At 69.2% G+C, this 26,222-nt stretch carries 24 protein-coding genes, 2 pseudogenes and 1 riboswitch; of the genes and pseudogenes, 20 read left to right on the top strand and 6 right to left on the bottom strand.

The genetic code is table 11. From position 1 onward, the window contains the following. Positions 1–8: 8 nt before the first annotated feature. The 5 genes from ACEOAB_RS09200 to arsC all read left to right on the top strand — a co-directional run bounded on the left by ACEOAB_RS09200 (position 9) and on the right by arsC (position 4,281). Complete coding sequence (locus tag ACEOAB_RS09200; RefSeq protein ID WP_413748369.1) at positions 9–887, top strand: sugar phosphate isomerase/epimerase family protein; 879 nt, start codon at positions 9–11, stop codon at positions 885–887. A gap of 332 nt (positions 888–1,219) precedes the next feature. After that, a complete protein-coding gene (locus tag ACEOAB_RS09195) occupies positions 1,220–2,311 on the top strand; it encodes a DNA glycosylase AlkZ-like family protein (RefSeq protein WP_413748368.1) in 1,092 nt (363 codons plus the stop codon). A 104-nt stretch (positions 2,312–2,415) separates the two neighbouring features. After that, a riboswitch (FMN riboswitch) is annotated at positions 2,416–2,580 on the top strand. A gap of 95 nt (positions 2,581–2,675) precedes the next feature. After that, on the top strand, positions 2,676–3,188 hold the full coding sequence (locus ACEOAB_RS09190) for a 6,7-dimethyl-8-ribityllumazine synthase (RefSeq protein WP_413748367.1): 513 nt from the start codon (positions 2,676–2,678) through the stop codon (positions 3,186–3,188). Positions 3,189–3,220: 32 nt separating this feature from the next. Next, positions 3,221–3,904 carry a glutathione S-transferase family protein gene (locus tag ACEOAB_RS09185; protein ID WP_413748366.1) on the top strand — a complete coding sequence of 228 codons (684 nt, stop codon included), beginning with the start codon at positions 3,221–3,223 and terminating at the stop codon, positions 3,902–3,904. Beyond that, positions 3,901–4,281: an arsenate reductase (glutaredoxin) gene (arsC, locus tag ACEOAB_RS09180; protein ID WP_056511244.1), complete on the top strand. Its 381-nt coding sequence runs from the start codon at positions 3,901–3,903 to the stop codon at positions 4,279–4,281. Before ACEOAB_RS09185 ends, arsC begins: the two co-directional genes overlap by 4 nt. Before the next feature lie 4 nt (positions 4,282–4,285). On the opposite strand, the gene queG is transcribed toward arsC, so the two are convergent. Continuing rightward, complete coding sequence (queG, locus tag ACEOAB_RS09175; protein WP_413748365.1) at positions 4,286–5,359, bottom strand: tRNA epoxyqueuosine(34) reductase QueG; 1,074 nt, start codon at positions 5,357–5,359, stop codon at positions 4,286–4,288. Between queG and tsaE the strand changes: the two genes are divergently transcribed. The 3 genes from tsaE (at position 5,345) to ACEOAB_RS09160 (ending at position 7,777) form a co-directional block, all read left to right on the top strand. Then, entirely contained in the window at positions 5,345–5,851 is a 507-nt protein-coding gene (gene tsaE / locus ACEOAB_RS09170) for a tRNA (adenosine(37)-N6)-threonylcarbamoyltransferase complex ATPase subunit type 1 TsaE (protein ID WP_413748364.1), read from the top strand. The two genes, queG and tsaE, sit on opposite strands and share 15 nt — an antisense overlap. After that, positions 5,848–7,338: an N-acetylmuramoyl-L-alanine amidase gene (locus ACEOAB_RS09165; protein ID WP_495653625.1), complete on the top strand. Its 1,491-nt coding sequence runs from the start codon at positions 5,848–5,850 to the stop codon at positions 7,336–7,338. The genes tsaE and ACEOAB_RS09165 overlap by 4 nt, the downstream gene beginning before the upstream one ends. A gap of 151 nt (positions 7,339–7,489) precedes the next feature. Further along, complete coding sequence (locus ACEOAB_RS09160; protein WP_082572206.1) at positions 7,490–7,777, top strand: YMGG-like glycine zipper-containing protein; 288 nt, start codon at positions 7,490–7,492, stop codon at positions 7,775–7,777. A 61-nt stretch (positions 7,778–7,838) separates the two neighbouring features. Here the strand turns inward: ACEOAB_RS09160 and ACEOAB_RS09155 are convergent, their stop codons facing one another. Further along, positions 7,839–8,498, bottom strand: a complete 660-nt coding sequence (locus tag ACEOAB_RS09155) for a DedA family protein (RefSeq protein ID WP_413751354.1) — start codon at positions 8,496–8,498, stop codon at positions 7,839–7,841. 117 nt (positions 8,499–8,615) lie between these two features. On the opposite strand from ACEOAB_RS09155, the gene mutL (ACEOAB_RS09150) reads away from it, so the two are divergent. The 3 genes and pseudogenes from mutL (ACEOAB_RS09150) to ACEOAB_RS09140 all read left to right on the top strand — a co-directional run bounded on the left by mutL (ACEOAB_RS09150) (position 8,616) and on the right by ACEOAB_RS09140 (position 11,651). Next, positions 8,616–10,391, top strand: a complete 1,776-nt coding sequence (gene mutL / locus ACEOAB_RS09150) for a DNA mismatch repair endonuclease MutL (RefSeq protein WP_495653624.1) — start codon at positions 8,616–8,618, stop codon at positions 10,389–10,391. After that, a pseudogene (mutL, locus tag ACEOAB_RS09145) lies at positions 10,289–10,510 on the top strand (DNA mismatch repair endonuclease MutL); the annotation flags it as partial. The gene mutL (ACEOAB_RS09150) and the pseudogene mutL (ACEOAB_RS09145), both read left to right, overlap by 103 nt. A gap of 190 nt (positions 10,511–10,700) precedes the next feature. Continuing rightward, positions 10,701–11,651 carry an alpha/beta hydrolase gene (locus tag ACEOAB_RS09140; protein WP_413750546.1) on the top strand — a complete coding sequence of 317 codons (951 nt, stop codon included), beginning with the start codon at positions 10,701–10,703 and terminating at the stop codon, positions 11,649–11,651. A gap of 47 nt (positions 11,652–11,698) precedes the next feature. On the opposite strand, the gene ACEOAB_RS09135 is transcribed toward ACEOAB_RS09140, so the two are convergent. From ACEOAB_RS09135 to ACEOAB_RS09125, 3 genes are read right to left on the bottom strand one after another with little or no spacing between them, the layout of a single operon-like run. Continuing rightward, complete coding sequence (locus ACEOAB_RS09135) at positions 11,699–13,945, bottom strand: xanthine dehydrogenase family protein molybdopterin-binding subunit (protein ID WP_413750542.1); 2,247 nt, start codon at positions 13,943–13,945, stop codon at positions 11,699–11,701. Positions 13,946–13,955: 10 nt separating this feature from the next. Continuing rightward, a complete protein-coding gene (locus ACEOAB_RS09130; protein ID WP_413750543.1) occupies positions 13,956–14,429 on the bottom strand; it encodes a (2Fe-2S)-binding protein in 474 nt (157 codons plus the stop codon). 34 nt (positions 14,430–14,463) lie between these two features. Then, positions 14,464–14,832 (bottom strand): c-type cytochrome, encoded by a 369-nt coding sequence (locus ACEOAB_RS09125; protein ID WP_413750544.1) that lies wholly within the window; start codon positions 14,830–14,832, stop codon positions 14,464–14,466. 238 nt (positions 14,833–15,070) lie between these two features. On the opposite strand from ACEOAB_RS09125, the gene ACEOAB_RS09120 reads away from it, so the two are divergent. The 3 genes and pseudogenes from ACEOAB_RS09120 (at position 15,071) to ACEOAB_RS09110 (ending at position 17,738) form a co-directional block, all read left to right on the top strand. Next, entirely contained in the window at positions 15,071–15,997 is a 927-nt protein-coding gene (locus tag ACEOAB_RS09120) for an AraC family transcriptional regulator (protein ID WP_413750545.1), read from the top strand. 66 nt (positions 15,998–16,063) lie between these two features. Next, on the top strand, positions 16,064–17,089 hold the full coding sequence (gene miaA, locus ACEOAB_RS09115) for a tRNA (adenosine(37)-N6)-dimethylallyltransferase MiaA (RefSeq protein WP_495653623.1): 1,026 nt from the start codon (positions 16,064–16,066) through the stop codon (positions 17,087–17,089). After that, positions 17,086–17,738, top strand: a pseudogene (locus ACEOAB_RS09110) (ABC transporter ATP-binding protein). The gene miaA and the pseudogene ACEOAB_RS09110 overlap by 4 nt, the downstream one beginning before the upstream one ends. A 1-nt stretch (position 17,739) precedes the next feature. On the opposite strand, the gene ACEOAB_RS09105 reads toward ACEOAB_RS09110, so the two are convergent. After that, positions 17,740–18,702, bottom strand: coding sequence for a threo-3-hydroxy-L-aspartate ammonia-lyase (locus ACEOAB_RS09105; RefSeq protein ID WP_413750510.1), 963 nt, complete (start codon positions 18,700–18,702; stop codon positions 17,740–17,742). Positions 18,703–18,814: 112 nt separating this feature from the next. Here ACEOAB_RS09105 and ACEOAB_RS09100 point away from each other — a divergent pair, with 112 nt between their 5' ends. From ACEOAB_RS09100 to ACEOAB_RS09075, 6 genes are all read left to right on the top strand, one after another. Next, complete coding sequence (locus ACEOAB_RS09100; protein WP_413750511.1) at positions 18,815–19,519, top strand: GntR family transcriptional regulator; 705 nt, start codon at positions 18,815–18,817, stop codon at positions 19,517–19,519. Then, the gene (locus ACEOAB_RS09095; RefSeq protein WP_413750512.1) at positions 19,516–20,391 is read left to right on the top strand and encodes a phytanoyl-CoA dioxygenase family protein; all 876 of its coding nucleotides are present in this window, start codon (positions 19,516–19,518) and stop codon (positions 20,389–20,391) included. The genes ACEOAB_RS09100 and ACEOAB_RS09095 overlap by 4 nt, the downstream gene beginning before the upstream one ends. 5 nt (positions 20,392–20,396) lie before the next feature. After that, positions 20,397–21,770 (top strand): NAD(P)H-dependent oxidoreductase, encoded by a 1,374-nt coding sequence (locus ACEOAB_RS09090; RefSeq protein ID WP_413750513.1) that lies wholly within the window; start codon positions 20,397–20,399, stop codon positions 21,768–21,770. A 105-nt stretch (positions 21,771–21,875) separates the two neighbouring features. Beyond that, complete coding sequence (locus tag ACEOAB_RS09085; RefSeq protein ID WP_056596219.1) at positions 21,876–22,241, top strand: YciI family protein; 366 nt, start codon at positions 21,876–21,878, stop codon at positions 22,239–22,241. Further along, a complete protein-coding gene (locus ACEOAB_RS09080) occupies positions 22,238–23,470 on the top strand; it encodes an RNA polymerase sigma factor (RefSeq protein WP_495653622.1) in 1,233 nt (410 codons plus the stop codon). Before ACEOAB_RS09085 ends, ACEOAB_RS09080 begins: the two co-directional genes overlap by 4 nt. Positions 23,471–23,574: 104 nt before the next feature. Continuing rightward, a complete protein-coding gene (locus tag ACEOAB_RS09075; protein WP_495653621.1) occupies positions 23,575–26,181 on the top strand; it encodes an FtsX-like permease family protein in 2,607 nt (868 codons plus the stop codon). Positions 26,182–26,222 lie beyond the last annotated feature (41 nt).

Genomic DNA, 26,222 nt, shown 5'->3' with positions numbered 1-26,222 from the left:
GCAAGGCCATGCGCGATTTCTCGCAGAACCACGACTGGCTGTCGATCAACACAGCCACCATCCGCAAGCAGTCGGGCGCCGAGGTGCTGCTCAACCGCATCATCGATCAGTGCGCCGAACGCGGCATCCGCGCGATCAGCCCCTGGCGCGATCAGGTGGCGGCCGTCGGGCTCGACAAGGTGGCCAAGCAACTGAAGGCGCATGGCATCGGCCTGTCGGGCTATTGCCGTGGCGGCTTCTTTCCCGCACCCGACGCTGCAGGTCTGAAAGCTGCGCTCGACGACAACCGCCGCGCCATCGACGAGGCGAAGACGCTCGGTGCACCCTGCCTCGTGCTGGTCGTTGGCGCCCTGCCCGGTGCGCTCGAAGGCAAGGCCGCGTACAAGGACATCGCCCGCGCGCGCGGCGAGGTTCACGACGGCATCGCAGCCTCGCTCGAATATGCCCGCGAGGTCGGTATGCCGCTCGCCATCGAGCCCCTGCACCCGATGCAGGCGGCCGACCGCGCGTGCATCAACACGCTCGAACACGCCCTCGACCTGTGCGACGAACTCGATGCAGGCAAGACCGGCATGCTCGGCGTGGCGCTCGACATCTATCACGTCTGGTGGGACCCGAAGCTGCAGCAGCAGATCGCCCGCGCGGGCCGTGAACGACTGCTGGCGTACCACGTCTGCGACTGGCTCACGCCCACGCGCGACCTGCTCTCCGACCGCGGGATGATGGGCGACGGCGTCGTCGAGCTGAAAAAAATCCGCGGCTGGGTTGAGGACGCGGGCTTCGCGGGGTTCAGCGAGGTCGAAATCTTTTCGAACCTCGACTGGTGGCAACGGGCCGGCGAAGAGACGCTGGATGTTTGCATCGAGCGGCACAAGTGGGCCGTTTAGGCGTTCGGGTTCTGGGGCGGTCGATTGCTTCGGGGGGTGCACAGGCCACCGGGTACTCCCCTCCGCGAATGTCCCCCGGCCTTCGGCCCCCTCCTTTATTTCGCTGCGGGGAGCACCCGATGCCCCGCGCACAGTAGACGCTCTTCTTGTGCCGGCGGTTCAACCGCTCTGCTGAACGCTCACGCCGATGGGGTGCCTTGCGCAGCGAAATAAAGGAGGAGGCCGCAGGCCGGGGGACATTCGCGGAGCAAGGTACCCCGTCGGCGTGAGCGAGCCCTGAACAGTGCCCTGCACATCTCGCGAACAGCAGCCACTTGTGCTGCAATTCACCCATGGCTGCCCCGACCCTCGATGACCTGCGCCGATACGCAATAGCGCGCACCCTGTTCAAGCCCACGACGCTGCCCGCCGCTATCCGCCAGCTCGGCTTCGTGCAGGCTGACCCTATCCGCGCCCCGGCGCGCGCGCAGGACCTCACGCTGCGCCACCGCGTGAAGGACTACCGCGCAGGCGATCTCGAGAACCGCTACACGCGCCTCGCCATCGAGGAAGACTGCCTCGTCAACTACGGCTTCCTGCCGCGCGAGCACCTGGCACTGATGCATCCGCGCGAAGCCAAGCGCGCATGGGACGCCGACACGCGGCGCAAAGCAGCCGATGTGCTCGCCTACGTGCGGGAGCACGGCCCTGTGCACCCGCGCCAGGTCGAACAGCACTTTGCACACGGCCGCATCAAGAACTACTGGGGCGGTTCCATCAACGCGACCACGCACCTGCTCGACGAAATGCACTACCGCGGCATGCTGCGCGTGGTGCGGCGCGACAGCGGCACGCGCGTCTACGAAGCCGTGACGCACCAGCCCGCCGACGACAGTCCCGCCGGCCGCGCCCAACGCGCCGCCGCGCTGATCGAACTGGTGGTGCGCAAGTACGCGCCGCTGCCGGCCGCGAGCCTGACGTACCTCGTGCGGCTGCTCGGCTATGGCGCGCCGCACCTGTCGCTGCAGACGCAGGCGGCTCTGCGCATCGCCCGCGAAGAACTCGCGAGCTGCCGCATCGACGGCACCACGTGGTACTGGCCCGCCGACGAGAACCCCGTCTCGCGCCGGCACGCCCCCGACGACGCGGTGCGCCTGCTGGCGCCGTTCGATCCCGTCGTGTGGGACCGCCGCCGCTTCGAGCTGCTCTGGGACTGGACGTACAAGTTCGAGGCCTACACGCCGGCGCCCAAGCGCCAGTTCGGCTACTACGCGCTGCCGATGCTGCATCACGACCGAGTGATCGGCTGGGCCAACGTGACGGCGCCCGAGGGTCGGCTGCAGCCGGCTTTCGGCTATGTCGGCAAGAAGCCACGCGACGCGGCCTTCCGCGCGGCGCTGGACGACGAACTGCACCGCATGACGCAGTTCCTGGCCGGGCGCTGAGCCCGGACAAAATCCCCTTGCGCCCGAAGGTCTGGCGCGCGGGCGACAACCCCGCGCGACAACGGGCTTCTAGAATCGCGCCGTTGTCCGGTTCGCCGGACGGCAAGCGTTCTCAGGGCGGGGTGCAATTCCCCACCGGCGGTGATGGCGGCGTAAAAAGCCGCACAAGCCCGCGAGCGCCCGAGTCCTGCGCATGCAGGCCAAGGGGTCAGCAGATTTCGGTGCGATTCCGAAGCCGACGGTCACAGTCCGGATGAAAGAGAGCGCGAAATGCGGGCGAGCCCGCGCGTTCCGACGTGGGCGCGCGGCCTGCCTTGCGGTTTCGTGCGCCCTGATTCAGGAAACCTGCTTTCAGAGGCACACCATGAGTCAGATCAACGACCTTCCCCTCTCCGCCATCACCGCGTCGAACACATCGCGCGGCGAGCGCATCGCCTTCGTCGAAGCGCAATGGCATTCGGACATCGTCCACCAGGCACGCGACGCCTTCCTCGAAGAAATGGCGCGCCTTGGCGTGGCCCGCGAACGCATCGACATCTTCGACGTACCGGGCGCCTTCGAGATCCCGCTGCACGCCAAGCGGCTCGCCAGCTCGGGCAAGTACGCGGCCATCATCGGCTGCGCGCTGGTGGTCGACGGCGGCATCTACCGCCACGAGTTCGTGGCGAACACGGTGGTCAGCACGCTGATGTCGCTGCAGCTGGAGACCGACGTGCCGATCTTCTCGGCCGTGCTCACGCCGCATCATTTCCACGAGCACGTGGAGCACCGCAAGTACTTCCACCGCCACTTCGCGGTCAAGGGCACGGAAGTGGCCGAGGCCTGCTTCAAGACGCTCGAAGGGCTGAAGAAGATCGACGCGCTGCTGGCGGCGTGACAACAGGCGCAAGCCTGCAGTAATCTGGGCGGATGAGTTCTTCGTCACCATCCCCCAGAGAAGACCGCTACACCCTCTACGGCGCGCCCGGTTCGGGCGCCACCCCCATACACGCCGCGCTGACGCTGATCGGCGCGCAGGTCGAAACCGTCGAAATTTCCCCCTGGGAAAGCGAGGCCGAGCGCGAACGCATGTCGGGCATCAATCCGATGCGGCAGGTGCCCGCCCTCGTGCTGCCTTCGGGCGAGTTGATGACCGAGAGCGCGGCCATCCTGATCTGGCTCGGCGACCGCTACCCCGAGGCCGGGCTCTGCCCCGCGCCTGGCGATCCACTGCGCGCGCGCTACCTGCGCTGGATGGTCTACCTCCCGGCGTCCATCTATTCGCTGTTCTGGGTGCGCGACGAACCCACGCGCCTCACGCCCGACCCGGCCGCGCAGGCCGTGATGCTCGAGCGCACTGCCGAGCGCATCGCTCACTGCTGGCACCTGATGGACACGCAGATCGACGAGCCCGCGCCCTACCTGCTCGGCGAGAAGCTGAGCATGCTCGACCTGTACGTGACCGTGATGTCGCGCTGGACGCCGCAGCGCACGCGCTTCTACCGCGTAGCGCCGCGCATGGCGCGGGTGGTTCGCCTCGTGGATGCCGACCCGCGGCTGGCAGACTTCTGGGCGGCGCGCTTTCCCTTCACCACGACCCCTTCGACCCCATGACCGCACGCACACCGACCACCGCCTATCCGATGACGATCTATCACAAGCCCAACTGCAGCACCTCGCGCAACGTGCTGTCGCTGATCCGCGAAAGCGGCGTGGAGCCCGAGATCGTGCTGTACCTGGAGACGCCGCCATCGAAGAAGAAGCTGCGCGAGCTGGCGAAGGCGATGAACATGGGTGCGCGCGATCTGCTGCGCGCCAAGGAAGCGCCGTACGAAGAACTGAAGCTGGCCGATCCGAAGTGGACCGACGATCAGCTGTTCGACGCCATCGTCGAGCATCCGATCCTGCTGCAGCGGCCCATCGTGGTGTCGCCGCGCGGCACGCTGATGTGCCGGCCGTGGGAGCGCGTGCGCGAGATCCTGCCGGCCTGAAGCGTCAGCCTGCGGCCTGCTGCGCCAGGCCCCACGCGACATGCTCGCGCACGAGTTCGCTCGGGTGCCCGGCGCGTGTCGCCAGCGCCTCCAGCGCACCGGCCTCGCCCGCTCTCGCCGCATTGCCCAGTGCCACGGCGATGTTGCGCAGCCAGCGCTCATGCCCGATGCGGCGAATGGGACTGCCCTCGGTGCGGCGTAAAAAATCTTCTTCCGTCCACGCAAAAAGCTCGGCCAGCGTGCGCCCCGTGAGCCCTTCGCGCGCATCGAAGTCGGGCAGCTCGCTCTTCTTCGCGAACTTGTTCCAGGGGCAGATCAGCTGGCAGTCGTCGCAGCCGTAGATGCGGTTGCCCATCAGCGGCCGCAGCTCCAGCGGAATCGGTCCGCCGTGCTCGATGGTGAGGTACGAGATGCAGCGCCGCGCATCCAGCCGCTGCGGCGCGACGATGGCTCGCGTGGGGCAGATGTCGATGCAGGCGCTGCAGCTGCCGCAGTGCGCCGTGACGGGCTCGCTCGGCGGCAGTTCCATGTCGACGTAGATCTCGCCCAGGAAGAACATCGAGCCCGCGTTGCGGTCCAGTATCAGCGTGTGCTTGCCGCGCCAGCCCTGCCCGCTGCGCGAGGCCAGCTCGGCTTCGAGCACGGGGGCCGAGTCGGTGAAGGCGCGGTGGCCGAAAGGCCCGACCTCTTCCGCGATGCGCTCGGCCAGTTTTGCGAGACGGTTGCGCAGCACCTTGTGGTAGTCACGGCCGCGCGCATAGACCGACACGATGGCTTCGCCGGGCCGCTTGAGCCGGTCGAACTCGATGGCTTGCCACTCGGGCTCGGTGCTGCGCGGCAGGTAGTCCATGCGCGCGGTGATCACGCTCACCGTGCCCGGCACCAGCTCGGCCGGACGGGCGCGGCGCGTGCCGTGTGTTGCCATGTATTGCATTTCGCCATGGAACCCTTGGGCTAGCCATTGCATCAGACCGTCCTCGGCGCTCGATAGATCGACGCCCGCGATTCCGATTTGGGAGAATCCGAGTTCCCGGGCCAAAGCCTGAATACGAACAACGAGTGGATGGCTAACGATCACTTGCCGATTGTAGAAACGCACAAGAACACCCGCATCCTGCGCTGGTGTAGCGAAGCCGACACCGACGCCTTCGCGCGATCGCTGGCCGCTTCGCCCGCATTGCGCGACGCCTTCATCGCGTTGCAAGGCGACCTCGGCGCCGGCAAGACCACTTTCGTGCGCCACCTGCTGCGCGCGCTCGGCATCGCGGGCCGCATCAAGAGCCCCACCTACGCGGTGGTCGAGCCTCACGAGGCGCCCGACGGCCTGCAGATCTTCCATTTCGATTTCTACCGCTTCGCCGATCCGCGCGAATGGGACGACGCCGGCTTCCGCGACATCTTCGCGGGACCGGGCCTCAAGCTGGCCGAATGGCCGGAGAACGCCGCAGGCCGCACACCAGTTGCCGACCTCGCTATTAAAATAGAAGCAATGACCGACGACACACGCAGCGTGACCCTCCTCGCGAACACCCCTCGCGGCAGCGATCTGCTGGCGCGCACCGCCGCATGAAGGCGCGCGGCCTGAAACGGCGCGTGCTGCTGCAGGGCGGCAGCATCGCGCTGATGCTCGGCGTGCACCAGATCGCACGCGGCGCCACCATCCTCGCGGTGCGCGTCTGGCCGGCGGCCGACTACACGCGCGTGACCATCGAATCCGATGCGCGGCTCAGTTCGCAGCAGCTCGTGGTCGGCAGCCCGCCGCGCCTGGCCGTCGACATCGAAGGCATCGAGCTCAGCCCCGAGTTGCGCGAGCTGGTCGGCAAGATCAAGCCGGGTGACCCGTACATCAACGGCCTGCGCGTCGGCCAGAACGCGCCGAAGGTGGTGCGCATCGTTTTCGACCTGAAGCAGGCCGTGGTGCCGCAGGTGTTCTCGCTCGCGCCGGTGGCTGCGTACAAGCACCGGTTGGTGCTCGACCTGTATCCCGAGCAGGCGGTCGATCCGATGGAAGCGCTGATCGCCGAGCGCCTGCGCGACGCGCCCCGCGGCGGCAACAGCAACAACAGCTCCCCAGCCGTCGTGGCCGGCGCACCGCCCGCACCAACGCGTCCCGCCCCGCCGGCCGTCGATCCGCTGGGCGACCTGATGGCACAGCAGGCGGTGCGTCCCGGCCCACCCGCACCGCCCCCGCCCGTGGTGGCCGGCAGCGAGCGCCCGACGGGACTGCCCGTGCCCCTGACTCCCCCGCCGCCTGCGGTGGCCGCGGCACCCGCCAGGCCCGTCGCGCCGCCGGTAGCCGCCGGACGCAGCGACGCCACGGCGAGCCGCACCGACCGCATCATCATCGTGGCGCTCGACCCCGGCCACGGCGGCGAAGACCCCGGTGCCATCGGCCCCAACGGCACGCGCGAGAAAGACATCGTGCTGCAGGTGGCCCACCGCCTGCGCGAGCGCATCAACGCGAGCAGCGTGAACGGCAGCCCGATGCGCGCGTTTCTCACGCGCGACGCCGACTTCTTCGTGCCGCTGGGCGTGCGCGTGCAGAAGGCGCGGCGAGTGCAGGCCGACCTGTTCGTGAGCATCCATGCCGATGCCTTCACCACGCCCGCCGCGCGCGGCGCCAGTGTGTTCGCGCTGAGCCAGAGCGGCGCGTCGAGCAGCGCGGCGCGCTGGCTCGCCAACAAGGAAAACGACGCCGACAAGGTCGGCGGCGTGAACGTCGGCAATCACGAGGCCCAGGTACAGCGCGCGCTGCTCGACATGAGCACGACCGCGCAGATCAACGACAGCCTGAAGCTCGGCGGCGCCATGCTCGGCGAGATCAAGGGCATTGGCGCGCGGCTGCACAAGGGGCAGGTCGAACAGGCCGGCTTCGCGGTGCTGAAGGCGCCGGACATCCCGAGCGTGCTGGTGGAGACGGCCTTCATCAGCAACCCGGAAGAAGAAGCCAACCTTCGCCGTGTCGACTACCAGGAGAACCTGGCCGATGCGCTGATGCGCGGCATCCAGCGCTATTTCGCCCAGAACCCGCCTCTGGCGCGCAGCCGGCAACTCTGATTTGGCGCTGCGGCTTTTGTAAAGCCAAAGCACGCCCTTCCGTCCCACGCCGCGCGGCCCGCTACACCGCACAGGCAGGTGCGGCAGGCTCCTACACCGGGGCCCCGCCTTGCGGCCATGATGAATCATCACTTCTCGAAAGGTGGACATCATGAACACACGTCTCTGGATCGCTGCAGCCGCAGCCACTTCGGTCATGGCGATTGCGGGTTGCGCGAGCGGCCCTAACCAGAATCTCGGGACCGGGGTAGGCGCCGTAGGCGGCGCGCTGGTGGGCAATGCCATCGGCGGCAACACCGCAAGCACGGTGGGTGGCGCGGCCATCGGCGGCGTCATCGGCAACCAGATCGGCCGCAGTGCCGACGAGCGCAACTACTACAACCAGCAGCGCTATCCGCGGGGCAGCGGCTACTACCCGGGCAACGGGCCGAACTACTGATACGCAGCCTGAACGACAAAGCGCGCCGATTGGCGCGCTTTGTCGTTGACGGAGCAAGTCGTCAGGCCCCCGCCGCGCGCGCCTTCTCCGCCTTCGATGCACGCCACGCGCCGAAGATCGCGAGCAGGCCGGGCACGAAGATCAGCGCCCAGATGATCTTGTCCAGGTGCTGGCGCACGAAGGGCAGGTTGCCGAAGAAGTAACCCGCGGTTGCGATGCCCAGCACCCAGAGGAGTCCGCCGACCACGTTGTACATGGTGAACTTCGCGCGGCTCATCTCGGCCACGCCGGCCACGAACGGCGCGAAGGTGCGAATGAAGGGCATGAAGCGCGCAAGGATGATCGTGATGCCGCCGTAGCGCTCGTAGAAGCCGTGGGCCTGGTCGAAGGCCTTGCGGTTGAAGAAGCGCGAGTTCTCCCACTGGAACACCTTCGGCCCGAAGTAGCGGCCGATCGAATAGTTGCACTGGTCGCCCAGGATGGCCGCTGCAATGAGGATCCCGCAGGCCAGCGGAAAGCTCATGAGCCCCACGCCGCACAGCGCGCCCACGATGAAGAGCAGCGAGTCCCCGGGCAGGAACGGCATCACCACCGCGCCGGTCTCGACGAAGACGATGAGGAACAGCAGCGCATAGACCCAGGGCCCGTAGGCAATGACGAAGGCTTCGAGGTGCTTGTCGACATGAAGGATGAAGTCGACGAGAAAGCTGATGATTTCCATGGGGGCGGATTATCCTTGCTGCCACTGAGCGCCCTGCCAATCACCCCATGCGTGCACATACGCGCTGCCACCGATGCGGGCCAGCGCCTGAACGAGCGCCGCTTTTAGAATGCCCCGGTGAGCGCCCTCCCCACTTCCATCTCCCCCGCCGAACGCCGCCCCATCCGCGAACTCCCCGACGAGCTGATCAGCCAGATCGCCGCCGGCGAAGTCGTCGAGCGCCCCGCCTCGGTGGTGCGCGAGCTGCTGGACAACGCGCTCGATGCGGGCGCCGGCCAGATCACGGTGCGACTGGCCTCGGGCGGCGTGCGGCTGATCTCGGTCGAGGACGACGGCCTGGGCATCCCGCGCGAGGAACTCACGGTGGCCCTGCGCCGCCACGCGACCAGCAAGATCGCAAGCCTCAACGACCTCGAAACGGTCGGCACCATGGGATTCCGGGGAGAAGCGCTGGCCGCCATCAATGCGATCGCCGAACTCAGCATCCTTTCGCGCTTCGCCGGTTCCGAGGGCGCGTTCGCGCTCGACGGCCGCACCGGCGAGTTGCGGCCCGTGGCCCGCTCCACCGGCACCACGGTCGAGGTGCGCGAGCTGTTCTTCGCAACGCCCGCGCGCCGCAAGTTCCTGAAGACCGACGCCACCGAACTGGCCCATTGCATAGAGGCGGTGCGCCGCCACGCACTGGCACGGCCCGAGGTGGGCTTTTCGGTCTGGCATGACGGCAAGCTGGTCGAGCAGTGGCGCGCCGCCACCACGCGCGAGCAGCGACTGGCCGACGCACTGAGTGACGATTTCGTGGCGCAGAGCGTGGCCGTCGAGCGCGAAGGCGGCCCGGTGCGCGTGATCGGCCGCGCCGGCATTCCCGATGCTGCGCGGTCGCGCGGCGACCAGCAGTTCTTCTACGTCAACGGCCGCTTCGTGCGCGACAAGGTACTGTCGCACGCCGTGCGCAGCGCGTACGAAGACGTGCTGCACGGACAGCGCCAGCCGATCTATGCGCTGTACCTCGAAATCGATCCGGCGCGCGTCGACGTGAACGTGCATCCGACCAAGATCGAGGTGCGCTTTCGCGACGGGCGCGAGGTGCACCAGGCGGTGCGCCACGCCATCGAGGACGCGCTGGCGGCTCCACGCGCGGGCGACGCCGTGGTGGCCCCGGGCGCGCCGCAGCCGTTCTTCAAGCAAACCCCGCTGCCGTCGAACGCCAGTTGGGCGCAGCCCGCCATCAATTTCACGGCACGCGAACGCGGCGCCGGCGACTTCGAGGCCATGTGGCCCAGGCGCAGCGAGCAGCTGGCGCATACGGCCGAGCCCACCGCCTCGCTCCTCTGGCCTTCCGCCAGTGCGGTGCCGACGACGTTCCCGCCATCCGCAGGGCTGCCCGTGGACGACCGCGCCGACACCACCCCTCTCGCCACCAACGAGGAGGCCTGGCCGCTGGGACGGGCGCTGGCCCAGCTGCAGGGCATCTACATCCTGGCCGAGAACAGCCAGGGCCTGGTGATCGTCGACATGCACGCGGCGCACGAGCGCATCGTCTACGAGCGGCTCAAGACACAGCTCGACGGCGCGGCCATCGCCAGCCAGCCGCTGCTGATCCCGGCCACCTTCGCCGCCACGCCGCAGGAAGTGGCCACGGCCGAGGCCTGCGCCGAGGTGCTGCCGACGCTGGGCCTGGAAATCACCCCTTCTCGGCGCGCACCCTTGCGGTGCGTGCCGTGCCCGGAACGCTGGCCGACGGCGATCCGGTGGAACTGGCGCGCAGCGTGCTGGCCGAACTGGGCCAGCACGACGCGAGCACCGTGGTGCAACGCGCCCAGAACGAGCTGCTGTCCACCATGGCCTGCCACGGGGCAGTGCGGGCCAACCGAAAGCTCACCATCGACGAGATGAACGCACTGTTACGCCAGATGGAAGCAACAGAACGTTCGGACCAGTGCAACCACGGCCGGCCAACCTGGCGCCAGCTGTCGATCCGCGAGCTCGATTCGCTGTTCATGCGCGGCCGATAGGCAGAACGGCGCTTTTAGGCCTTTCTTCTAGGGTTTTCCACCGTCATCGGAATTGTGGGCACGTACGTTGCATAGGTTCGTCAAGGCGCCAGCGAGCGTTGTTTCGGGGGGTTACCAAAGTGCAGTGTCGGCGCACCTCGGTGAAAGCAGATGAACTTTTCAGCCGGCTCTGCTGTCCTTCAACCCCATGATGAAACGCTGGACCCTCCTCGCGTCTGTCCTCTCGCTGTGTGCCCTGCTGGCCGCCGGCTGCTCGACGCTCGACGAGCGGCAGCGCGAATGGATCTTCCAGCCCAGCGATAGCAGCTGGGGCAACACCGCCACCATGGCCAAGGGCATGGAAGACGTGTGGATCGATTTCCAGTCCTCCACCACCGGTGAGCCTGCCCGCCTGCACGGCCTGTGGCTGGGCGGCGCGCCCGAGACCACCGACACGCCCGTGCTGCTGTACCTGCACGGCGCCCGCTACAACGTGGCCGGCTCGGCGCCGCGCATCCAGCGCATGCACGAGCTGGGCTTCTCGGTGCTGGCGATCGACTACCGCGGCTTCGGCAAGAGCTCCAAGGGCCTGCCCTCGGAAGAGTCGGCCCGCGAGGACGCCCGCGCCGCCTGGACCTGGCTGGCCGCGCGCCATCCCAGGCAGCACCGCTACATCTTCGGCCACTCGCTGGGCGGCGCCATCGGCATCGACCTGGCGGCGCATGTGAACGACGAGAGCGGCACCATCGTCGAGAGCACGTTCACTTCCATCGCCGACGTGGTCAGCGGCTTCAAGTGGGGCTGGCTGCCCTTCGGGGCCCTCATCACGCAGCGCTTCGAGGCCATCAACACCGTCAAGGACATCGGCGCGCCGCTGCTGGTGGTGCATGGCACGGCCGACAGCCTGATCAACCCCACGCTGGGCCGCAAGCTCTACGACGCGGCCACCGTGCCCAAGCTGTTCGTGCTGGTCGAAGGCGGCTCGCACCACAACACCAACTCGGTCGGCGAGGCGCAGTACCGCGCGGCGCTGACACAGCTGTTCCGCATGAAGCCCGAGGGCATGGTGGCGCGGAACCAGCCGAAGCTGTCGCCGCCCTCGCCGGCTCCGCAGGACGTGCACGGTGAGGCGCGCGCGAGCAGCGTGCCCGCGGCGATCTAGCCCGGGCTGCGTTCGAAAGGACAAACCCCTTCGAACGCAATCCCGTCTCAAGCCAGGTTGAAAGGCAGCTGCCGCAAAGGCTTGCCCGTCAGCTGCGCGACGGCATTGGCGAACGCGGGCGCCAGCGGCGGCAGGCCGGGCTCGCCCATCCCCTTGGGCGCATCGGCGCTGGGCACGATGTGGATGTCGAACTCCGGCACCTGCGTGATGCGGGCCACGGTGAAGTCGCCGAAGTTGCCCTGCTGCACGACACCGTCCTTCAGCGTGATCGCGCTGCCTTGCAGGCAGGTCGACAGCCCCATCACCGCCGCGCCCTGCACCTGCGCCTCCACGCTGCGCGGGTTGACGGCGAGGTTGCAGTGCACGCCGCTGGTCACGCGGTGCAGCACCGGCTGGCCGTCCTTGACCGAGGCTTCCACCACGTAGGCCACCACAGATTCGAAGGACTCGTGCACCGCCACGCCCCAGGCGCGGCCTTCGGGCAGCTTCTTCTTGCCGTAGCCGCTCTTGTCCACCGCCAGCTGCAGCGCAGCGCGATGGCGCGGGTGCTTGTCGCCGAACAGCTGCATGCGGTAGGCCACCGGGTCCTGCTTGGTGCTGCGGGCGATCTCGTCGATCAGCGTCTCCATCACGAAGGCGGTGTGGGTGGAACCCACGCTGCGCCACCACAGCACCGGCACGTTGACCTGCGGATGGTGTACCGTGAGGCGCATCGGCACCGGGTAGGGATCGCGCATGCCCTCGACGGCCGTGGCGTCGATGCCGTCCTTCACCATCATCCCGGCGAACACCGTGCCCGAGGTGATCGACTGGCCCACGATGACGTGGTCCCACGCCAGGATCTTGCCGCGCTCGTCGAAACCGATGCGCGCGCGGTGCAGGTGCATGGGGCGGTAGTAGCCGCCCTTGATGTCGTCCTCGCGGCTCCACAGCAGGCGCACGGGCGCGTCCAGGCCCGCCGCGCGCGTGGCTTTGGCGATCTCGCAGGCCTCGACCACGAAGTCGCTCGAGCCCACGAAGCGCCGGCCGAAGCCGCCGCCCGCCATCTGCACGTTCACCTTCACCTGCGCGGGATTGAGCTTCAGCGTGCGTGCCGCGGCCTGGCCGTCGAGGTCGGCTGACTGGGTGCCGACCCACAGTTCGGCGCGTCCGTCCGACAGCTTCACGGTGCAGTTCAGCGGCTCCATCGGCGCGTGCGCGAGGTACGGAAACACGAACTCGGCCTCGAGTTTGCGCGGCGCGGTGGCCAGCGGTGCCATGTCGGCGTCGAACTTGCGATTGCCGGGCCGGCCGGCGAGTTCGCGGTACTGGACCAGCTGCTTGTCGCTGTCCACCTTTTCCACGGCGGCCGTGTCCCATTGCAGCTTCAGCGCGTCGCGGCCCAGCTTGGCCGGCCAGTAGCCATTGGCCACCACGGCCACGCCTTCGGCGCCGCGGTCCAGCGGGATGCGCACCACCGCCTTCACGCCCTTGACGGCGCGCGCGGCGCTGTCGTCCACCGAGGCCAGGCGGGCGCCGAACACGGGCGGATGCGCCACCACGGCCGTGAGCTGACCCGGCTGCCGCACGTCGATACCGAAGTCCTGCTTTCCGCTGCTCTTGGCGCGCGCGTCCAGGCGCGTCGTTGCGCGGCCGATGATCCGGAAGTCCTTGGGGTTCTTCAGCGTGACCTTCTCGGGCACCGGCAGCGCCATGGCCGCCTCGGCCAGTTCGCCGTAGCCCAGTTTGCGGCCGCCCGGGCCCAGCACCGTGCCGGCCTGCGTGCGCAGCGTGGCCGGGTCGACCTTCCAGCGCGCCGCCGCAGCCGACAGCAGCATGGCCCGGGCGCGGGCGCCGAGTTCACGGTACTGCGTGAAGCTGTTCTTGATCGAATTGGAGCCGCCGGTCAGGTGCATGCCGAACAGTGGGTCTGCGTATGCCGCATCGTTCGTGCCGTTGCGGCTGCGCACCAGCGCCCAGTCGGCGTCCAGTTCCTCGGCCAGGATCATCGGCAGGCCGGTCTGCACGCCCTGGCCGAATTCGAGCCGGTTGATGGTCACCGTGACTTCGCCGCTGGGCGCGATCTGCACGAAGGCCGAGGGTTGCTGCGTCGGCTTGAGGCCGCCGGCCGCAGGCTTTGCACCATCGGCCTGCGCCATGGCCAGGTGGGGAAAGGCGCCGAGCGCGAGGCCGCCGGCGCCGGCCATCTTGAGGAAGCTGCGGCGGGGCAGCGTGGCGGGCTCTTCGGCCGAAGCCTGGGCCATCAGGCGCTGCAGGGCGCGCGGCAGGTCGTGGTAGTCGATGGAGGGCAGCATGAGGACTCCTTCAGGCGAGGGTTCGGGCCGCATCGGCCACGGCGGCGCGGATGCGCGCATAGGTGCCGCAGCGGCAGATGTTGCCGGCCATGGCCGAGTCGATCTCGTCGGCACTGGGCTGCTTGCCCGCGGGGAGCGACTTCAGGAACGCGGTCGCGCTCATGATCTGGCCGCTCTGGCAGTAACCGCACTGCGCGACGTCGTGCCGCACCCAGGCGGCGTGCACCGCGGCGCCGACCTTGTCGCTGCCGTCGGTGGCGACCTCGATGGTGGTGATCTTCTTGCCTTCGGCCGCGGCGATGGGCGTGATGCACGAGCGGATGGCCTGGCCGTCCATGTGCACGGTGCAGGCACCGCACAGCGCGGCGCCGCAGCCGAACTTGGTGCCGGTCATGCCCAGCGAGTCGCGCAGGGCCCAGAGGATGGGGGTGCCGGGATCGGCATCGACCGTGTGTTCACGGCCATTGACGTGGAGCGCACTCATGTTCTTTTTCTCCGTGGATGGTTGAGGGTCGGATTCACTTGGCGCCGTCGAGCAGCCACTGGGCGAGCGACTGCAGGTCGGCATCGGGCACCTGGGCCTGCGGCGGCATCGGCATCGCGCCCCATTTGCCCGAGCTGCCGGCCTTGATGCTTGCGGCCAACTGTGCGGCCGTGCCCTTGCCGTCGCCGTATTTGGCGCCGATGTCTTTCCAGGATGGGCCCACCACCTTGGTCGCGGGCTGGTGGCATGCGACGCATGAATACTTTTGCGCCAGCGCCTGGCTCGCAGCGGCGTGCAGCGGCCACAGCGCGCTCACGCCGCAGGCCGCGGCCAAGGCAAGGGAGGCGATGCGGCCCGTGCCGCGCGGCAGGTTCCGGTAGAGAGAAGTCGTTTCTGTTTTCATCGTGGCACCGTGGAAAAAAGCGGGTTGTCTGATTCGACGGACACTCCCCCGCGGACCGCATCGGATGCGACGCCGGTGCACCGAGGAGCGCTGCCCGCGAGTGTCGGACGAAGACCGGCCAGCCACTTGCCTGATTCGCGCGCGTTCTTGCCTGAAACACCGAAACTGCATCGGAAACGCAGGCCCTGCCAGGCGCGCGGGCTAGACTTTTTCGTTCGCGTCACTCGAAAGGATTCAGATGGAAGCGGCACAGCCGGCGCAGCACGGCGAATCGGGCGAACCGGGTGCATTGGACGATCTGGCCCGGGCGGTCGCACACATCGCCCACAGTGACGGCGACTACGTGACGGCCATTCCCGAGCTTTCGCTGCACCGTCGCAGCACCACGACCGAGCCGCTGCATTGCATCTACGGCTTCGGCGTGGGCATCACCATCCGCGGGCAGAAGCGGGTGGCGCTCGGCGACGAGGTGTTCGACTATTCGGCGGGCCAATCGCTGCTGACCACCGCCGACCTGCCTGTGGTGACGCACATCACCCGGGCCAGCGCCGCGCAGCCCTTCATGGGCCTGATGCTGCGGCTCGACCCGCGCGCCGTCGTGCAGGCTGCCGCCGAGATGGCCCTGCCCCCGCCGGCCAGGGACGGCACCCAGCGCGCCATGTCTCTCGGCGAACTCGACCCGACGCTGCTCGGCGCGGTCACGCGGCTCGTCCAGCTGCTCGCCGAGCCCCGGCTGATGCCGCAGCTCGCGCCGCTGTTGCAGCAGGAGATCCTCGTGCGATTGCTGGCGGGGCGCCACGGCCCGCAGCTGCAGCGCCTGGTGGCGATCGGCTCGCCGAGCCAGCAGGTGGCCCAGAGCATGGCCTGGCTCAAGATGAATTTCACGCGGCCCGTGCTGGCCGACGCGCTGGCCGCTTCCGCGAACATGAGCCCCTCGACCTTCCGCCAGCACTTCCGGGCCATGGTAGGCATGAGCCCGATGCAGTACCTGAAGCAGCTGCGCCTGCAGGAAGCGCGACAGCTGATGCTGAACCAGGGCATCGACGCCGGCACCGCAGGCGTGCGCGTGGGCTACGAGAGCGCCTCGCAGTTCAGTCGCGAGTACGCGCGCCTGTTCGGCGCGCCGCCGCTGCGCGACATCCGGCGGATGCGCGAAGCGACCTGAGCCGCCCGGGGGCATCCGCCGCGCACGCACCGACCGGCGCGCGCCATTTGCTACCCTCGGCGCATCATGTTTCCCCGCTCCGCACCGGCCGCCGAGGCCGCTCCTCCGGCCGCGCCCACCGCGGCGCCCCCGGGTCCGCCGCCCTACGTCGCGCTCGCCGGCCCCACCGCTTCGGGCAAGACGGCCGCCGCGCTGGCGCTCGCGCGGCTGCAGCGGGTGGAGATCGTCTCGGTCGATTCGGCACTCGTCTACCGCGGCATGAACATCGGCACCGCCAAGCCCACGCCCGCCGAACAGGCCGCCGTGCCGCACCACCTGATCGACATCCTCGATCCGCGCGAGAGCTACAGCGCCGCGGCCTTCGTGGCCGACGCCACGCGGCTCATCGGCGAGATCCGCGCGCGCGGCGCGCTGCCGCTGCTGGTGGGCGGCACGATGCTTTATTTCAAGGCGCTGTTCGACGGCATCGACGCGATGCCCGCGGCCGATGCCGCAGTGCGCGCGCGCATCGATGCTGAAGCCGCCACGCTCGGCTGGCCGGCCATGCACGCGCGGCTCGCGCAGGTCGACCCGGTCACGGCCGCGCGGCTCGCGCCGCAGGACAGCCAGCGCATCCAGCGCGCGCTCGAAGTGTGGGAGAGCAGCGGCCAGCCGCTGTCGAGCTTTCATGCGAGCGACAACAAGACCGCCAAGGCTGTCGAAGACGGCGTGCTGTTCTCGCTCGAACCGGCTGACCGCGCCTGGCTGCACACGCGCATCGCCGAGCGCTTCGACGCGATGCTTGCGGCCGGCTTCCTCGACGAAGTGCGCGCGTTGCGCGCGCGCGGCGACCTGTCGACCGAGCTGCCCTCGATGCGCTGCGTCGGCTACCGGCAGGCATGGGAAACGCTCGATGCCTGCGGCAACGCGGCGCCCTCCACCAAGGCCATGGCCGAGCTGCGCGAACGCGGCATCGCCGCCACGCGCCAGCTTGCCAAGCGGCAGATCACCTGGCTGCGCAGCATGCCGCAGCGCACCGTGATCGCCTGCGACGCGCCCGACGCGGTGCAAGCCGCCGTTCAACTGATCGCCAAGACCACAAGCCCCGGATGACGCTGCGCATTTCCAACCTCGGCAAGCACTACGGCGATGCGCCGGTCTTCGAGAACGTGACGCTGGAGGTCCGGCCCGGCGAGTTCGTCGCCGTCGTGGGCGAATCGGGCGTCGGCAAGTCGACGCTGCTCAACTGCATGGCCGGCCTCGACAGCTGGGACCAGGGCACGGTCACGCACGAAGGCACCGACATCGGCGCGCTCGACGGCGAGGCCTGCGCGCTCTGGCGGCGGCGGCACGTCGGCTTCGTGTTCCAGGCCTTCCACGTGCTGCCGCACCTCGACGTGGCGCAGAACGTGTCGCTGCCGCTGATGCTGCTCGGCGCGCAGCAGAAGGACGACGCCCGCGTCGCGCACATGCTCGAATCGGTGGGCCTGCCCGGCATGGTGCTCGGCTGCCGCAGACGCTGTCGGGCGGACAACTGCAGCGCGTGGCGATTGCGCGCGCGCTGGTGCATCGCCCCGCCCTGCTGCTGGCCGACGAGCCCACGGGCAACCTCGATCCGTCCACCGCCGCGAAGGTGATGGAACTGCTGATCGGCCAGACCCGCGAGCACGGTGCATCGCTGGTGCTGGTGACGCACTCCGAGAGCGCGGCGGCCCGGGCCGACCGCCTGCTGCACCTGACGGCCGGCGGAATCCGCGCCTGAACTACTGCGGCGCGATCAGTGCAGCGTAGCGCGACAGGTCGACGTTGCCGCCACTGATCACGATGCCGACGCGTTGTCCGGCGACGGCCTTGCCGGCCGCAATGGCGCCCGCAAAGGCGAGGCAGCCGGTCGGCTCCACCACCATCTTCATGCGCTCGGCGAAGAAGCGCATCGCGTCGACGAGCTGCTCGTCGGTGACGGTGAAGATGTCGTCCACGTCGCGGCGGATGATGCCGAAGGTGTACTCGCCCAGGTGCTGCGTCTGTGCACCGTCGGCAATGGTCTTCGGCGTTTCGATGTGCACGATTTTCCCCGCGCGGAACGATTGCTGGCCGTCGTTGCCCGCCTCGGGCTCGACGCCATAGACCTTGCAGTTCGGCGCCAGCGCGCGCGCCGACAGCGCTGAACCCGACAGCAGCCCGCCGCCGCCCAGGCACACGAACAGGTGGTCGAGCGGCCCCGTTTCCTCGATCAGTTCCTTCACCGCCGTGCCCTGGCCCGTGAGCACGTCGGGATGGTCGTAGGGCGGGATCATCGTCATGCCGCGCTCCTGCGCGAGCCGCTTGGTCAGCGCCTCGCGGTCTTCAGTGAAGCGGTCGTACATCACCACTTCGGCGCCATAGCCCTTGGTGGCTGCGACCTTGGCGGCGGGCGCGTCCTTGGGCATGACGATCACCGCCGGCATCGACAGCAGGCGCGCCGACAGCGCGATGGCCTGCGCATGGTTGCCCGACGAAAACGCGATCACGCCGCCCTTGCGCTGCGCGGCATCGAACTTCGACAGTGCGTTGAACGCGCCGCGGAACTTGAACGCGCCCATGCGCTGGAAGTTCTCGCACTTGAAGAAGAACTCGGCACCCCAGCGTTCGTTGGCGGTGGTCGAGCGCAGCACGGGCGTGCGGTGGGCATGGCCTTCGAGCCGCGCGGCCGCGGCAATGACGTCGTCGTAGGTAGGTAGTTGCATGGGCCGAGCTTAGCGGGGCTCGCGTTTTTTTTGCAGCCCCGATGGGTAAAAACCCGGGATGCGCGCTCGCTCAACTTCGGTACTCTGTATACAGAGTTCAAAGAAAGCCGCCATGCCCGCCCAGCTCCTCAGCATCGAAGTCGCCCCCGACCTCGTCGACCAGGTCTACCGCGCCCTGCTCGGCGCCATCAGCAGCGGCACGCTCGCGCCGGGCGAACGCATCACGCAGGAAGACATCGCGCAGCGCCTCTCGGTGTCTCGCCAGCCCGTGCTCCAGGCGCTGCGGCTGCTCAAGAAAGACGGCTTCGTGCTCGACGCGCCCGGCCGCGGCGTGCTGGTGGCGCCGCTGGAAGCCGAGGCGATGCGTCAGGTCTACCAGGTGCGTGGCGCGCTCGACGTGCTGGCCACACGGCTCGCGGCGCGCCAGCGTTTTCGCATCGACCCGAAGCTCATCGAGCGCGGACGGCGTGCAGCGCGCGGGCGCAATGTCGAAGCCATGATCGATGCCGACATCGCCTTTCACCAGGCCATCTATGAAGCTTCGGGCAATCCGCTGATCGGCCAGAGCGCCGACCCGCACTGGCGCCACCTGCGCCGCGCGATGGGCGCGGTGCTGCAGGCCGAGCCGCAGCGCGAATCGCTGTGGGACGAGCATGAGGCCATCGCCGCGGCCATTGCCGCCGGCAATGCAGACCGCGCCGCACGCCTGAGCGAAGAACACGTCTCGCGGGCCAGCGAGGCATTGAGCGAACGGCTCGCGCAGCAACTCGCGCGCACCGCATCCACCACCACGCAGAAAAAAGGAGACAAGGCATGAAGCTGACACCCGAGCAACGCGCGCAATTCGAGCGCGACGGCTACCTGTTCTTCCCCGGCCATTTCTCGGCTGAGGAGACGAAGGTGCTGACCGATGCGGTGCCCGAGCTCTACAGCAGGCGCGAGGCCTTCAACGTGCGCGAGAAAGGCTCCGACGCCGTGCGCACGAACTTCGCCGCGCACCTCGTCAGCGAACCCTTCGCCCGCCTCGCGCGCCATCCGCGCATGGTCGGCCCGGTGAGGGATCTCTTCGACGAAGAGGTCTACATGCACCAGTTCAAGATCAACGGCAAGATGGCCTTCGAGGGCGACGTGTGGCAGTGGCACCAGGACTACGGCACCTGGCTCAACGACGACCTGATGCCCACCGAACGCGCAATGAACGTCGCGATCTTTCTCGACGAGGTGAACGAGCACAACGGCCCGCTGATGTTCATTCCGGGCAGCCATCGCAAGGGCGTGGTCGATGCGAAGCATGACCTCACGACCACCAGCTACCCGCTGTGGACCGTGGACAACGACCTGATCCGCCAACTGGTCGACCGCGCGGGCGGCAGGCATGGCGGCATCGTCTCGCCCAAGGGGCCGGCCGGTTCGATGATCCTCTTTCACAGCTGCCTGGTGCATGCCTCGGGCAGCAACCTCTCGCCCTTCAACCGCGTGGCGGTGTACCTGAGCCTGTGCGCGGTCAGCAACCACATCCGGCGCCACAAGCGGCCCGAGTACATCGCGCACCGAAACTTCACGCCCATCGAGATGCTGCCCGACGACTGCCTGCTGAAACCCTACCCCGTCGAGGTGCCGTGGAAGAACGGCCTGCCCGAGAGCGCATTGCGCACCTCGCTCGACGTGCTTGACACCGCGGAGGCCTGAACGACATGAGTCTGCACACCCGCCTGCAGCAGCGCGCCGCCGAAGGCCGCCCCGTCCGCATCGGCCTGATCGGCGCCGGCAAGTTCGGCGCGATGTACCTCGCGCAGATTCCGCGCACGCCCGGCGTGCAACTGGTCGCCATCGCCGACCTTTCGCCCGATGCGGCCCGCGTCAATCTTGAACGCGTGGGCTGGAAGGCCGAGCGCGCCGCCGCAGCTTCGGTACAGGAGGCGCTGAAGCACGGCACCACCTGGATCACCGACGACTGGCAGGCCGTGACGCGCGAGCTGAGCATCGACATCGTGGTCGAATGCACGGGCAACCCGATCGCGGCAGTGGACCACTGCCTCGACGCTTTCGCGCACGGCAAGCATGTGGTCAACGTGACGGTCGAGGCCGACGCCTTCTGCGGTCCGCTGCTCGCGCACAGGGCACGGCAGGCCGGCGTGCTCTATTCACTCGCCTTCGGCGACCAGCCCGCGCTGATCTGCGACCTGGTCGACTGGGCGCGCACCTGCGGCTTTCCGGTGGTGGCGGCCGGGCGCGGCCACAAGTGGCTGCCGCACTTCACCGAATCGACGCCCGAGACGGTGTGGGGCAACTACGGCCTCACGCCCGAGCAGGCCAAGCGCGGCGGTCTCAATCCGAAGATGTTCAACAGCTTCCTCGACGGCTCCAAGCCTTCCATCGAAAGCTCGGCGGTCGCCAACGCCACCGGCCTCACCGTGCCTTCGGACGGCCTGCTCTACCCTCCCGCGAGCGTGGAGGACATTCCCTTCGTCACTCGGCCGAAAAGCGAGGGCGGCGTGCTGGAGCGCAAGGGCATGGTCGAGGTGGTGTCCTCGCTCGAGGCCGACGGCCGCAAGATCCCGTACGACATCCGCATGGGCGTGTGGGTCACGGTCGAGGCCGAGACCGACTACATCCGGAACTGCTTCGAGGAATACAACGCCCACACCGACCCCAGCGGGCGCTACTTCACGCTCTACAAGCGCTGGCACCTGATCGGCCTCGAAGTAGGCATGTCGGTGGCCAGCGTGGCGCTGCGCGGCGAGCCCACCGGCGTGGCCACCTGCTGGAACGCCGACGTGGTCGCCACCGCCAAGCGCGACCTCGCGGCAGGCGAAATGCTCGACGGCGAAGGCGGCTACACGGTGTGGGGCAAGCTGCTGCCGGCCGAGCGCTCTCTGCGCCTGGGCGGCCTGCCGCTCGGGCTGGCGCACAACGTCAAGCTGGTGCGCCCGGTGAAGAAGGGCCAGAGCCTGAGCTGGGCCGACGTGGCGATCGACACGACGACCGCGGCTTACAAGCTGCGCAGCGAGATGGAGGCGATGTTCGCGCCTTCGGTGCGGGCATTGCACCCGACGGCAATCGCGTAAAAAATCTTCTGCTCGGCACGCCCTGCGTGTCGAAATGACCGCCAGCGGGCCGTCATTGTGGTGAGCGATCTTGCTCGACAGCCTTTTCCATGACGGAGAGACACCATGCAGTACATGTTGATGTTCTATCAGCCCGCGGCCGAATTCGAACAGCGCGACGATGCGTCCTCGCAGGCCTACCGGGCCAGCTGGGTCGCGTATGCCGACGCCGTGCGCCAGGCCGGCATTTCGCTCGGCGGCCACGGCCTTTTCCCGCCCATGACCGGCACCACGCTGCGCGTGCGCGGCGACAAGCGCCAGGTGCAGGACGGCCCCTTCGCCGACACCAAGGAGCAGCTCGGCGGCTACTTCGTGGTCGATGTGCCCAACCTCGACGTGGCACTCGAGTGGGCGGCGCGCGCGCCCTGCGCCACCAGCGGCGGGGTGGAGGTCCGGCCCGTCTTCACGGCCACGGCTGTAGCCGCCGCATGACCGACCCGGCGGCGCACCAGGCCGCCGAGCGTGCGGCGCGCGATTCGTACGGGCGGCTGCTGGCCATCCTGTCGGCGCGCACGCACGACATCGCCGCATCGGAAGACGCATTGGCCGACGCCTTCGCGCGAGCACTCGAGCGCTGGCCGGCCGATGGCATTCCCTCACAGCCCGATGCGTGGCTGCTGAGCGTGGCGCGGCACCGCAAGCTCGACGCCTGGCGCCACACCCGCGTACAGGACGCGGCCACGCAAAGCCTGATGCTGCTGGCCGGCGAGGTCGACGAAGGCACCGCCGACGGCGCGGCCGTGCCCGACGAGCGGCTGCGCCTGCTCTTCGTGTGTGCGCATCCGGCCATCGACGCGGCCGCGCGCGCACCGCTGATGCTGCAGACCGTGCTCGGGCTCGACGCCGCGCGCATGGCCGGCGCCTTCCTCACCGCGCCGGCCACGCTCGGCCAGCGGCTGGTGCGCGCCAAGGCCCGCATCCGCGCGGCCGGCATTCCCTTCGAATATCCGCAAGCACGCGACCTGCCGCAGCGACTGCAGGATGTGCTCGACGGCATCTACGCCGCCTACGGCACCGGCTGGGACGACGTGGACGGCGCCGACGCCCTGCCCCGCGGCCTCACGGTCGAGGCCGTCGACCTCTGCCGCATCCTCTGCGGCCTGATGCCGAACGAGCCCGAGCCGCTCGGCCTGCTCGCGCTGATGCTGTTCTGCGAGGCCCGCACGGCGGCGCGACGCAGCGATGCCGGCGCGTATGTGCCGCTCGACCAGCAGGACATCACGCGCTGGGACCATGAACTGCTCGCGCAAGCTGAACACCATCTGCGGCGGGCCAGCGCCATGCAGTCACTCGGCGCCTACCAGCTGGAAGCAGCGATCCAGTCGGCACACTGCGAGCGCCGCGCCGGCGCACCGGTGCCACCCGAAACACTGGTGGCCCTGTACGAGGGCCTGCTGGCGCTGCGGCCGAGCGTCGGTGCGCAGGTCAGCCGCGCCTGCGCGCTGGCCAACGCACGCGGACCGGAAACCGGCCTGCGGGCACTCGATGCCATTGCGGCCAACGAGGTGACGAACTACCAGCCCTTCTGGGCGGCGCGCGCCCATCTGCTGGCGGCCGGCGGGGCGCGAACCGCGGCGCGGCAGGCCTACGACCGGGCCATCGGGCTCAGCGCCAGCGCGGCGGTGCGCGCGTATCTGCATGCGATGTCGGACCGGCTCTGAGCGGCTGGCTCTTCGTCAACGCCGCCGTCACCCCTGCGGCGCGGCCGCCGGCTCAGGCTCGCGCACCAGCAGCTTCGATCCGCGCACATCGCGACAATCGGCCCATGCGCGCATTGCTCACCACCTTCTCCTGGCAGGAACTCCGCCATCATCCCTGGCGCAATGCGGCGGCCGTGCTGGCGGTGATGCTGGGCGTGGCGCTGGCCTTCTCGGTGCAGCTGATCAATGCGTCGGCGCTCGACGAATTCGCGAGCGCGGTGCGATCGGTCAACGGCCAGCCCGACCTGGAAGTGCGCGCCGTGCAGGGCGGCTTCGACGAAGCCGTGTTCGCGCGGCTGGCCCGGCATCCGCAGGTGACGCTGGCGAGCCCCGTGCTCGAGTTCCAGGGCCTGACGCTGGCGGGCGAACGACAGGTGCCGATGCGCGTGATCGGCGTCGATGCGCTGGTGCTGCCGGCCATCGCTCCGGCGCTGATGCCACAGGCCGCAGCCGGCGCCGATCGCTTCGCGCTGTTCGCACCGGGCCATGTGTTTCTCAACACCGCGGCGCGCGCCGCCCTGGGCCTGCCCGCGCAAGCGCCCGGCGGCGGCGGTGTGGAGACGATGCAGCTGCGCAGCGGCGATGCCTGGCAGTGGCTGGACGTGTCCGGCCATGTCGCCGCCAGCGGTTCGGCGCTCGCGGTGATGGACATCGCGGCCGCGCAGGAGCTGTTCGGCCAGGTCGGCCGGCTCAGCCGCATCGACCTGCGGCTGGCACCCGGTACCGACAGGGCCGCCTTCATGGCCTCGCTGCAGCAGTCGCCGGGCTGGCCCGCAGGCGTGCAGTTCGCCGAGCCCGGCGATGCGGCCGAGCGCGTGAGCAACCTGTCGCGCGCCTATCGCGTCAACCTGACGGAGCTGGCGCTGGTGGCGCTGTTCACGGGCGCGTTCCTTGTGTTCTCGGTGCTGGCGCTCAGCGTGGCCAAGCGCGCGCAGCAGTTCGCGCTGCTCGGCGTGCTGGGCCTGACGCCGCGTGAACGGCTGCGGCTGGTACTGACCGAATCGCTGGTGCTGGGTCTGATCGGCAGCACGGCCGGGCTCGTGCTCGGCACCGCGCTCGCGGCTTTTGCGCTGCGGGTGCTCGGCGGCGACCTGGGCGGCGGGTATTTCGAAGGCGTCGCGCCCAAGCTGCACTGGAGCAGCGGCGCGGCAGCGCTCTACGGCGGGCTCGGCGTGGTGGCCGCATTGGTGGGCGGCTGGTGGCCCGCGCGCGCGGCGCAGGCGCTGCCCGAAGCGCAAACACTCAAGGGGCTGGGCGCGGCGCCTGCCCAGGGCAACAGCCACTGGCTGGCGCTGGGGCTGATCGCGCTCGGCGCGGTGCTGGCCAACGTGCCGGCCATCGGCGGCATTCCGGTGGCCGCGTATTTGTCGGTGGCCTGCCTGCTGGTGGGCGGCATCACCGCCTTGCCCTGGCTCATCGCGCTGCTGTACGACCGCATCGCGCCCGTGTTCGCGCAACGCGTGCTGCCGATGCTGGCCATCGAGCGCGCGCGCCGCATGCGCGGCACGGCGGCGGTAGCGGTGAGCGGCGTGGTGGCGAGCCTGAGCCTGGCGGTCGCGCTCACGGTGATGGTCGCCAGCTTTCGCGATTCGGTCACGCACTGGCTCGACGTGGTGCTGCCGGCCGACCTGTACCTGCGCGCCACTGCGGGTGGGCGCGGCAGCAACGCCGGCAACAGCAGCAGCACCGACACCGCGACCTTCCCGCCCGCCTTCGTGCAGGCGCTGGCGCAGTTGCCCGGCGTGGCACGCACGGGCACGCTGCGCACGAAGACACTGCAGCTCGACGCGACCCGGCCCGCCGTCACGCTGATCGCGCGCAGCCTCGAAGGCGGCGCCACGCAGTCGCTGCCGCTGGTGGGCGCCGCGCTGCCGGTACCCGAGGGGCAGGTCGGCATCTACGTGAGCGAGCCGATGGTCGAGCTGTACGGCGCGAAGCCGGGCACCGCGTTCGCGCCGCTGTCGGCCGCAATGGGCGTGGCAGCCGGCACGAACAAGCCGCCGGTGTTCTTCGTGGCGGGCGTGTGGCGCGACTATGCGCGGCAGTTCGGCGCGGTCACGATGGACGCGCGCGATTTCGAACGCATCACCGGCGAACGCAACGTGAGCGACGTGGCGCTGTGGCTCGCGCCCGGTGCGTCGGAAGGCGCGGTGCAGACACAGGTGCGCGCACTGGCGGCGCGCCAGGAAGGCGGCTCCGCGGAGTCCCTCGAGATCGCCTCGGTCGGCCAGATCCGCACGACCTCGCTGCGCATCTTCGACCGCAGCTTTGCCGTGACCTACTGGCTGCAGGCCGTGGCAATCGCCATCGGTTTGTTCGGCATCGCCGCGAGCTTCAGTGCGCAGGTGCTGGCACGGCGCAAGGAGTTCGGCCTGCTCGCGCACCTGGGCTTCACGCGGCGGCAGGTGCTGGCCGTCGTGGCCGGCGAAGGCGCGGCCTGGACGGCCATCGGCGCGGTCGCGGGGCTGCTGCTCGGGCTGGCCGTGTCGGTGGTTCTGGTGAAGGTGGTGAACCCGCAGAGCTTCCACTGGAGCATGGACCTGCTGGTGCCGTGGGTCCGGCTGCTGGCGCTGTGCGCCGCCGTGGTGGCGGCCGGCACGTTCACGGCGTGGATGGCCGGGCGCGCCGCCGCCGGCAAGGATGTCGTGCTGGCGGTGAAGGAAGACTGGTAGAGACCGGCGACCCCAGGCCGACCTCGATGGCCGGCCCGGAG

It is taken from the genome of Variovorax sp. Varisp53, assembly GCF_059491555.1.
Note: the sequence above shows the minus strand (reverse complement) of the source record. Positions and strands in the feature narration are given on the sequence as shown.

Excerpts from the sequence above, each read along its gene's own strand:
- ACEOAB_RS09080 (WP_495653622.1), top strand. The coding sequence starts at position 22,238 with ATGACCGACCCGGCGGCGCACCAGGCCGCCGAGCGTGCGGCGCGCGAT.
- ACEOAB_RS09200 (WP_413748369.1), top strand. The coding sequence starts at position 9 with ATGCGCGATTTCTCGCAGAACCACGACTGGCTGTCGATCAACACAGCC.
- ACEOAB_RS09075 (WP_495653621.1), top strand. The coding sequence starts at position 23,575 with ATGCGCGCATTGCTCACCACCTTCTCCTGGCAGGAACTCCGCCATCAT.
- ACEOAB_RS09120 (WP_413750545.1), top strand. The coding sequence starts at position 15,071 with ATGGAAGCGGCACAGCCGGCGCAGCACGGCGAATCGGGCGAACCGGGT.
- ACEOAB_RS09125 (WP_413750544.1), bottom strand. The coding sequence starts at position 14,832 with ATGAAAACAGAAACGACTTCTCTCTACCGGAACCTGCCGCGCGGCACG.
- ACEOAB_RS09105 (WP_413750510.1), bottom strand. The coding sequence starts at position 18,702 with ATGCAACTACCTACCTACGACGACGTCATTGCCGCGGCCGCGCGGCTC.
- ACEOAB_RS09090 (WP_413750513.1), top strand. The coding sequence starts at position 20,397 with ATGAGTCTGCACACCCGCCTGCAGCAGCGCGCCGCCGAAGGCCGCCCC.
- ACEOAB_RS09165 (WP_495653625.1), top strand. The coding sequence starts at position 5,848 with ATGAAGGCGCGCGGCCTGAAACGGCGCGTGCTGCTGCAGGGCGGCAGC.
- ACEOAB_RS09140 (WP_413750546.1), top strand. The coding sequence starts at position 10,701 with ATGAAACGCTGGACCCTCCTCGCGTCTGTCCTCTCGCTGTGTGCCCTG.
- ACEOAB_RS09155 (WP_413751354.1), bottom strand. The coding sequence starts at position 8,498 with ATGGAAATCATCAGCTTTCTCGTCGACTTCATCCTTCATGTCGACAAG.
- ACEOAB_RS09100 (WP_413750511.1), top strand. The coding sequence starts at position 18,815 with ATGCCCGCCCAGCTCCTCAGCATCGAAGTCGCCCCCGACCTCGTCGAC.
- ACEOAB_RS09190 (WP_413748367.1), top strand. The coding sequence starts at position 2,676 with ATGAGTCAGATCAACGACCTTCCCCTCTCCGCCATCACCGCGTCGAAC.
- ACEOAB_RS09185 (WP_413748366.1), top strand. The coding sequence starts at position 3,221 with ATGAGTTCTTCGTCACCATCCCCCAGAGAAGACCGCTACACCCTCTAC.
- ACEOAB_RS09085 (WP_056596219.1), top strand. The coding sequence starts at position 21,876 with ATGCAGTACATGTTGATGTTCTATCAGCCCGCGGCCGAATTCGAACAG.
- ACEOAB_RS09135 (WP_413750542.1), bottom strand. The coding sequence starts at position 13,945 with ATGCTGCCCTCCATCGACTACCACGACCTGCCGCGCGCCCTGCAGCGC.
- ACEOAB_RS09160 (WP_082572206.1), top strand. The coding sequence starts at position 7,490 with ATGAACACACGTCTCTGGATCGCTGCAGCCGCAGCCACTTCGGTCATG.
- arsC (WP_056511244.1), top strand. The coding sequence starts at position 3,901 with ATGACCGCACGCACACCGACCACCGCCTATCCGATGACGATCTATCAC.
- tsaE (WP_413748364.1), top strand. The coding sequence starts at position 5,345 with ATGGCTAACGATCACTTGCCGATTGTAGAAACGCACAAGAACACCCGC.
- ACEOAB_RS09095 (WP_413750512.1), top strand. The coding sequence starts at position 19,516 with ATGAAGCTGACACCCGAGCAACGCGCGCAATTCGAGCGCGACGGCTAC.
- ACEOAB_RS09195 (WP_413748368.1), top strand. The coding sequence starts at position 1,220 with ATGGCTGCCCCGACCCTCGATGACCTGCGCCGATACGCAATAGCGCGC.
- miaA (WP_495653623.1), top strand. The coding sequence starts at position 16,064 with ATGTTTCCCCGCTCCGCACCGGCCGCCGAGGCCGCTCCTCCGGCCGCG.
- ACEOAB_RS09130 (WP_413750543.1), bottom strand. The coding sequence starts at position 14,429 with ATGAGTGCGCTCCACGTCAATGGCCGTGAACACACGGTCGATGCCGAT.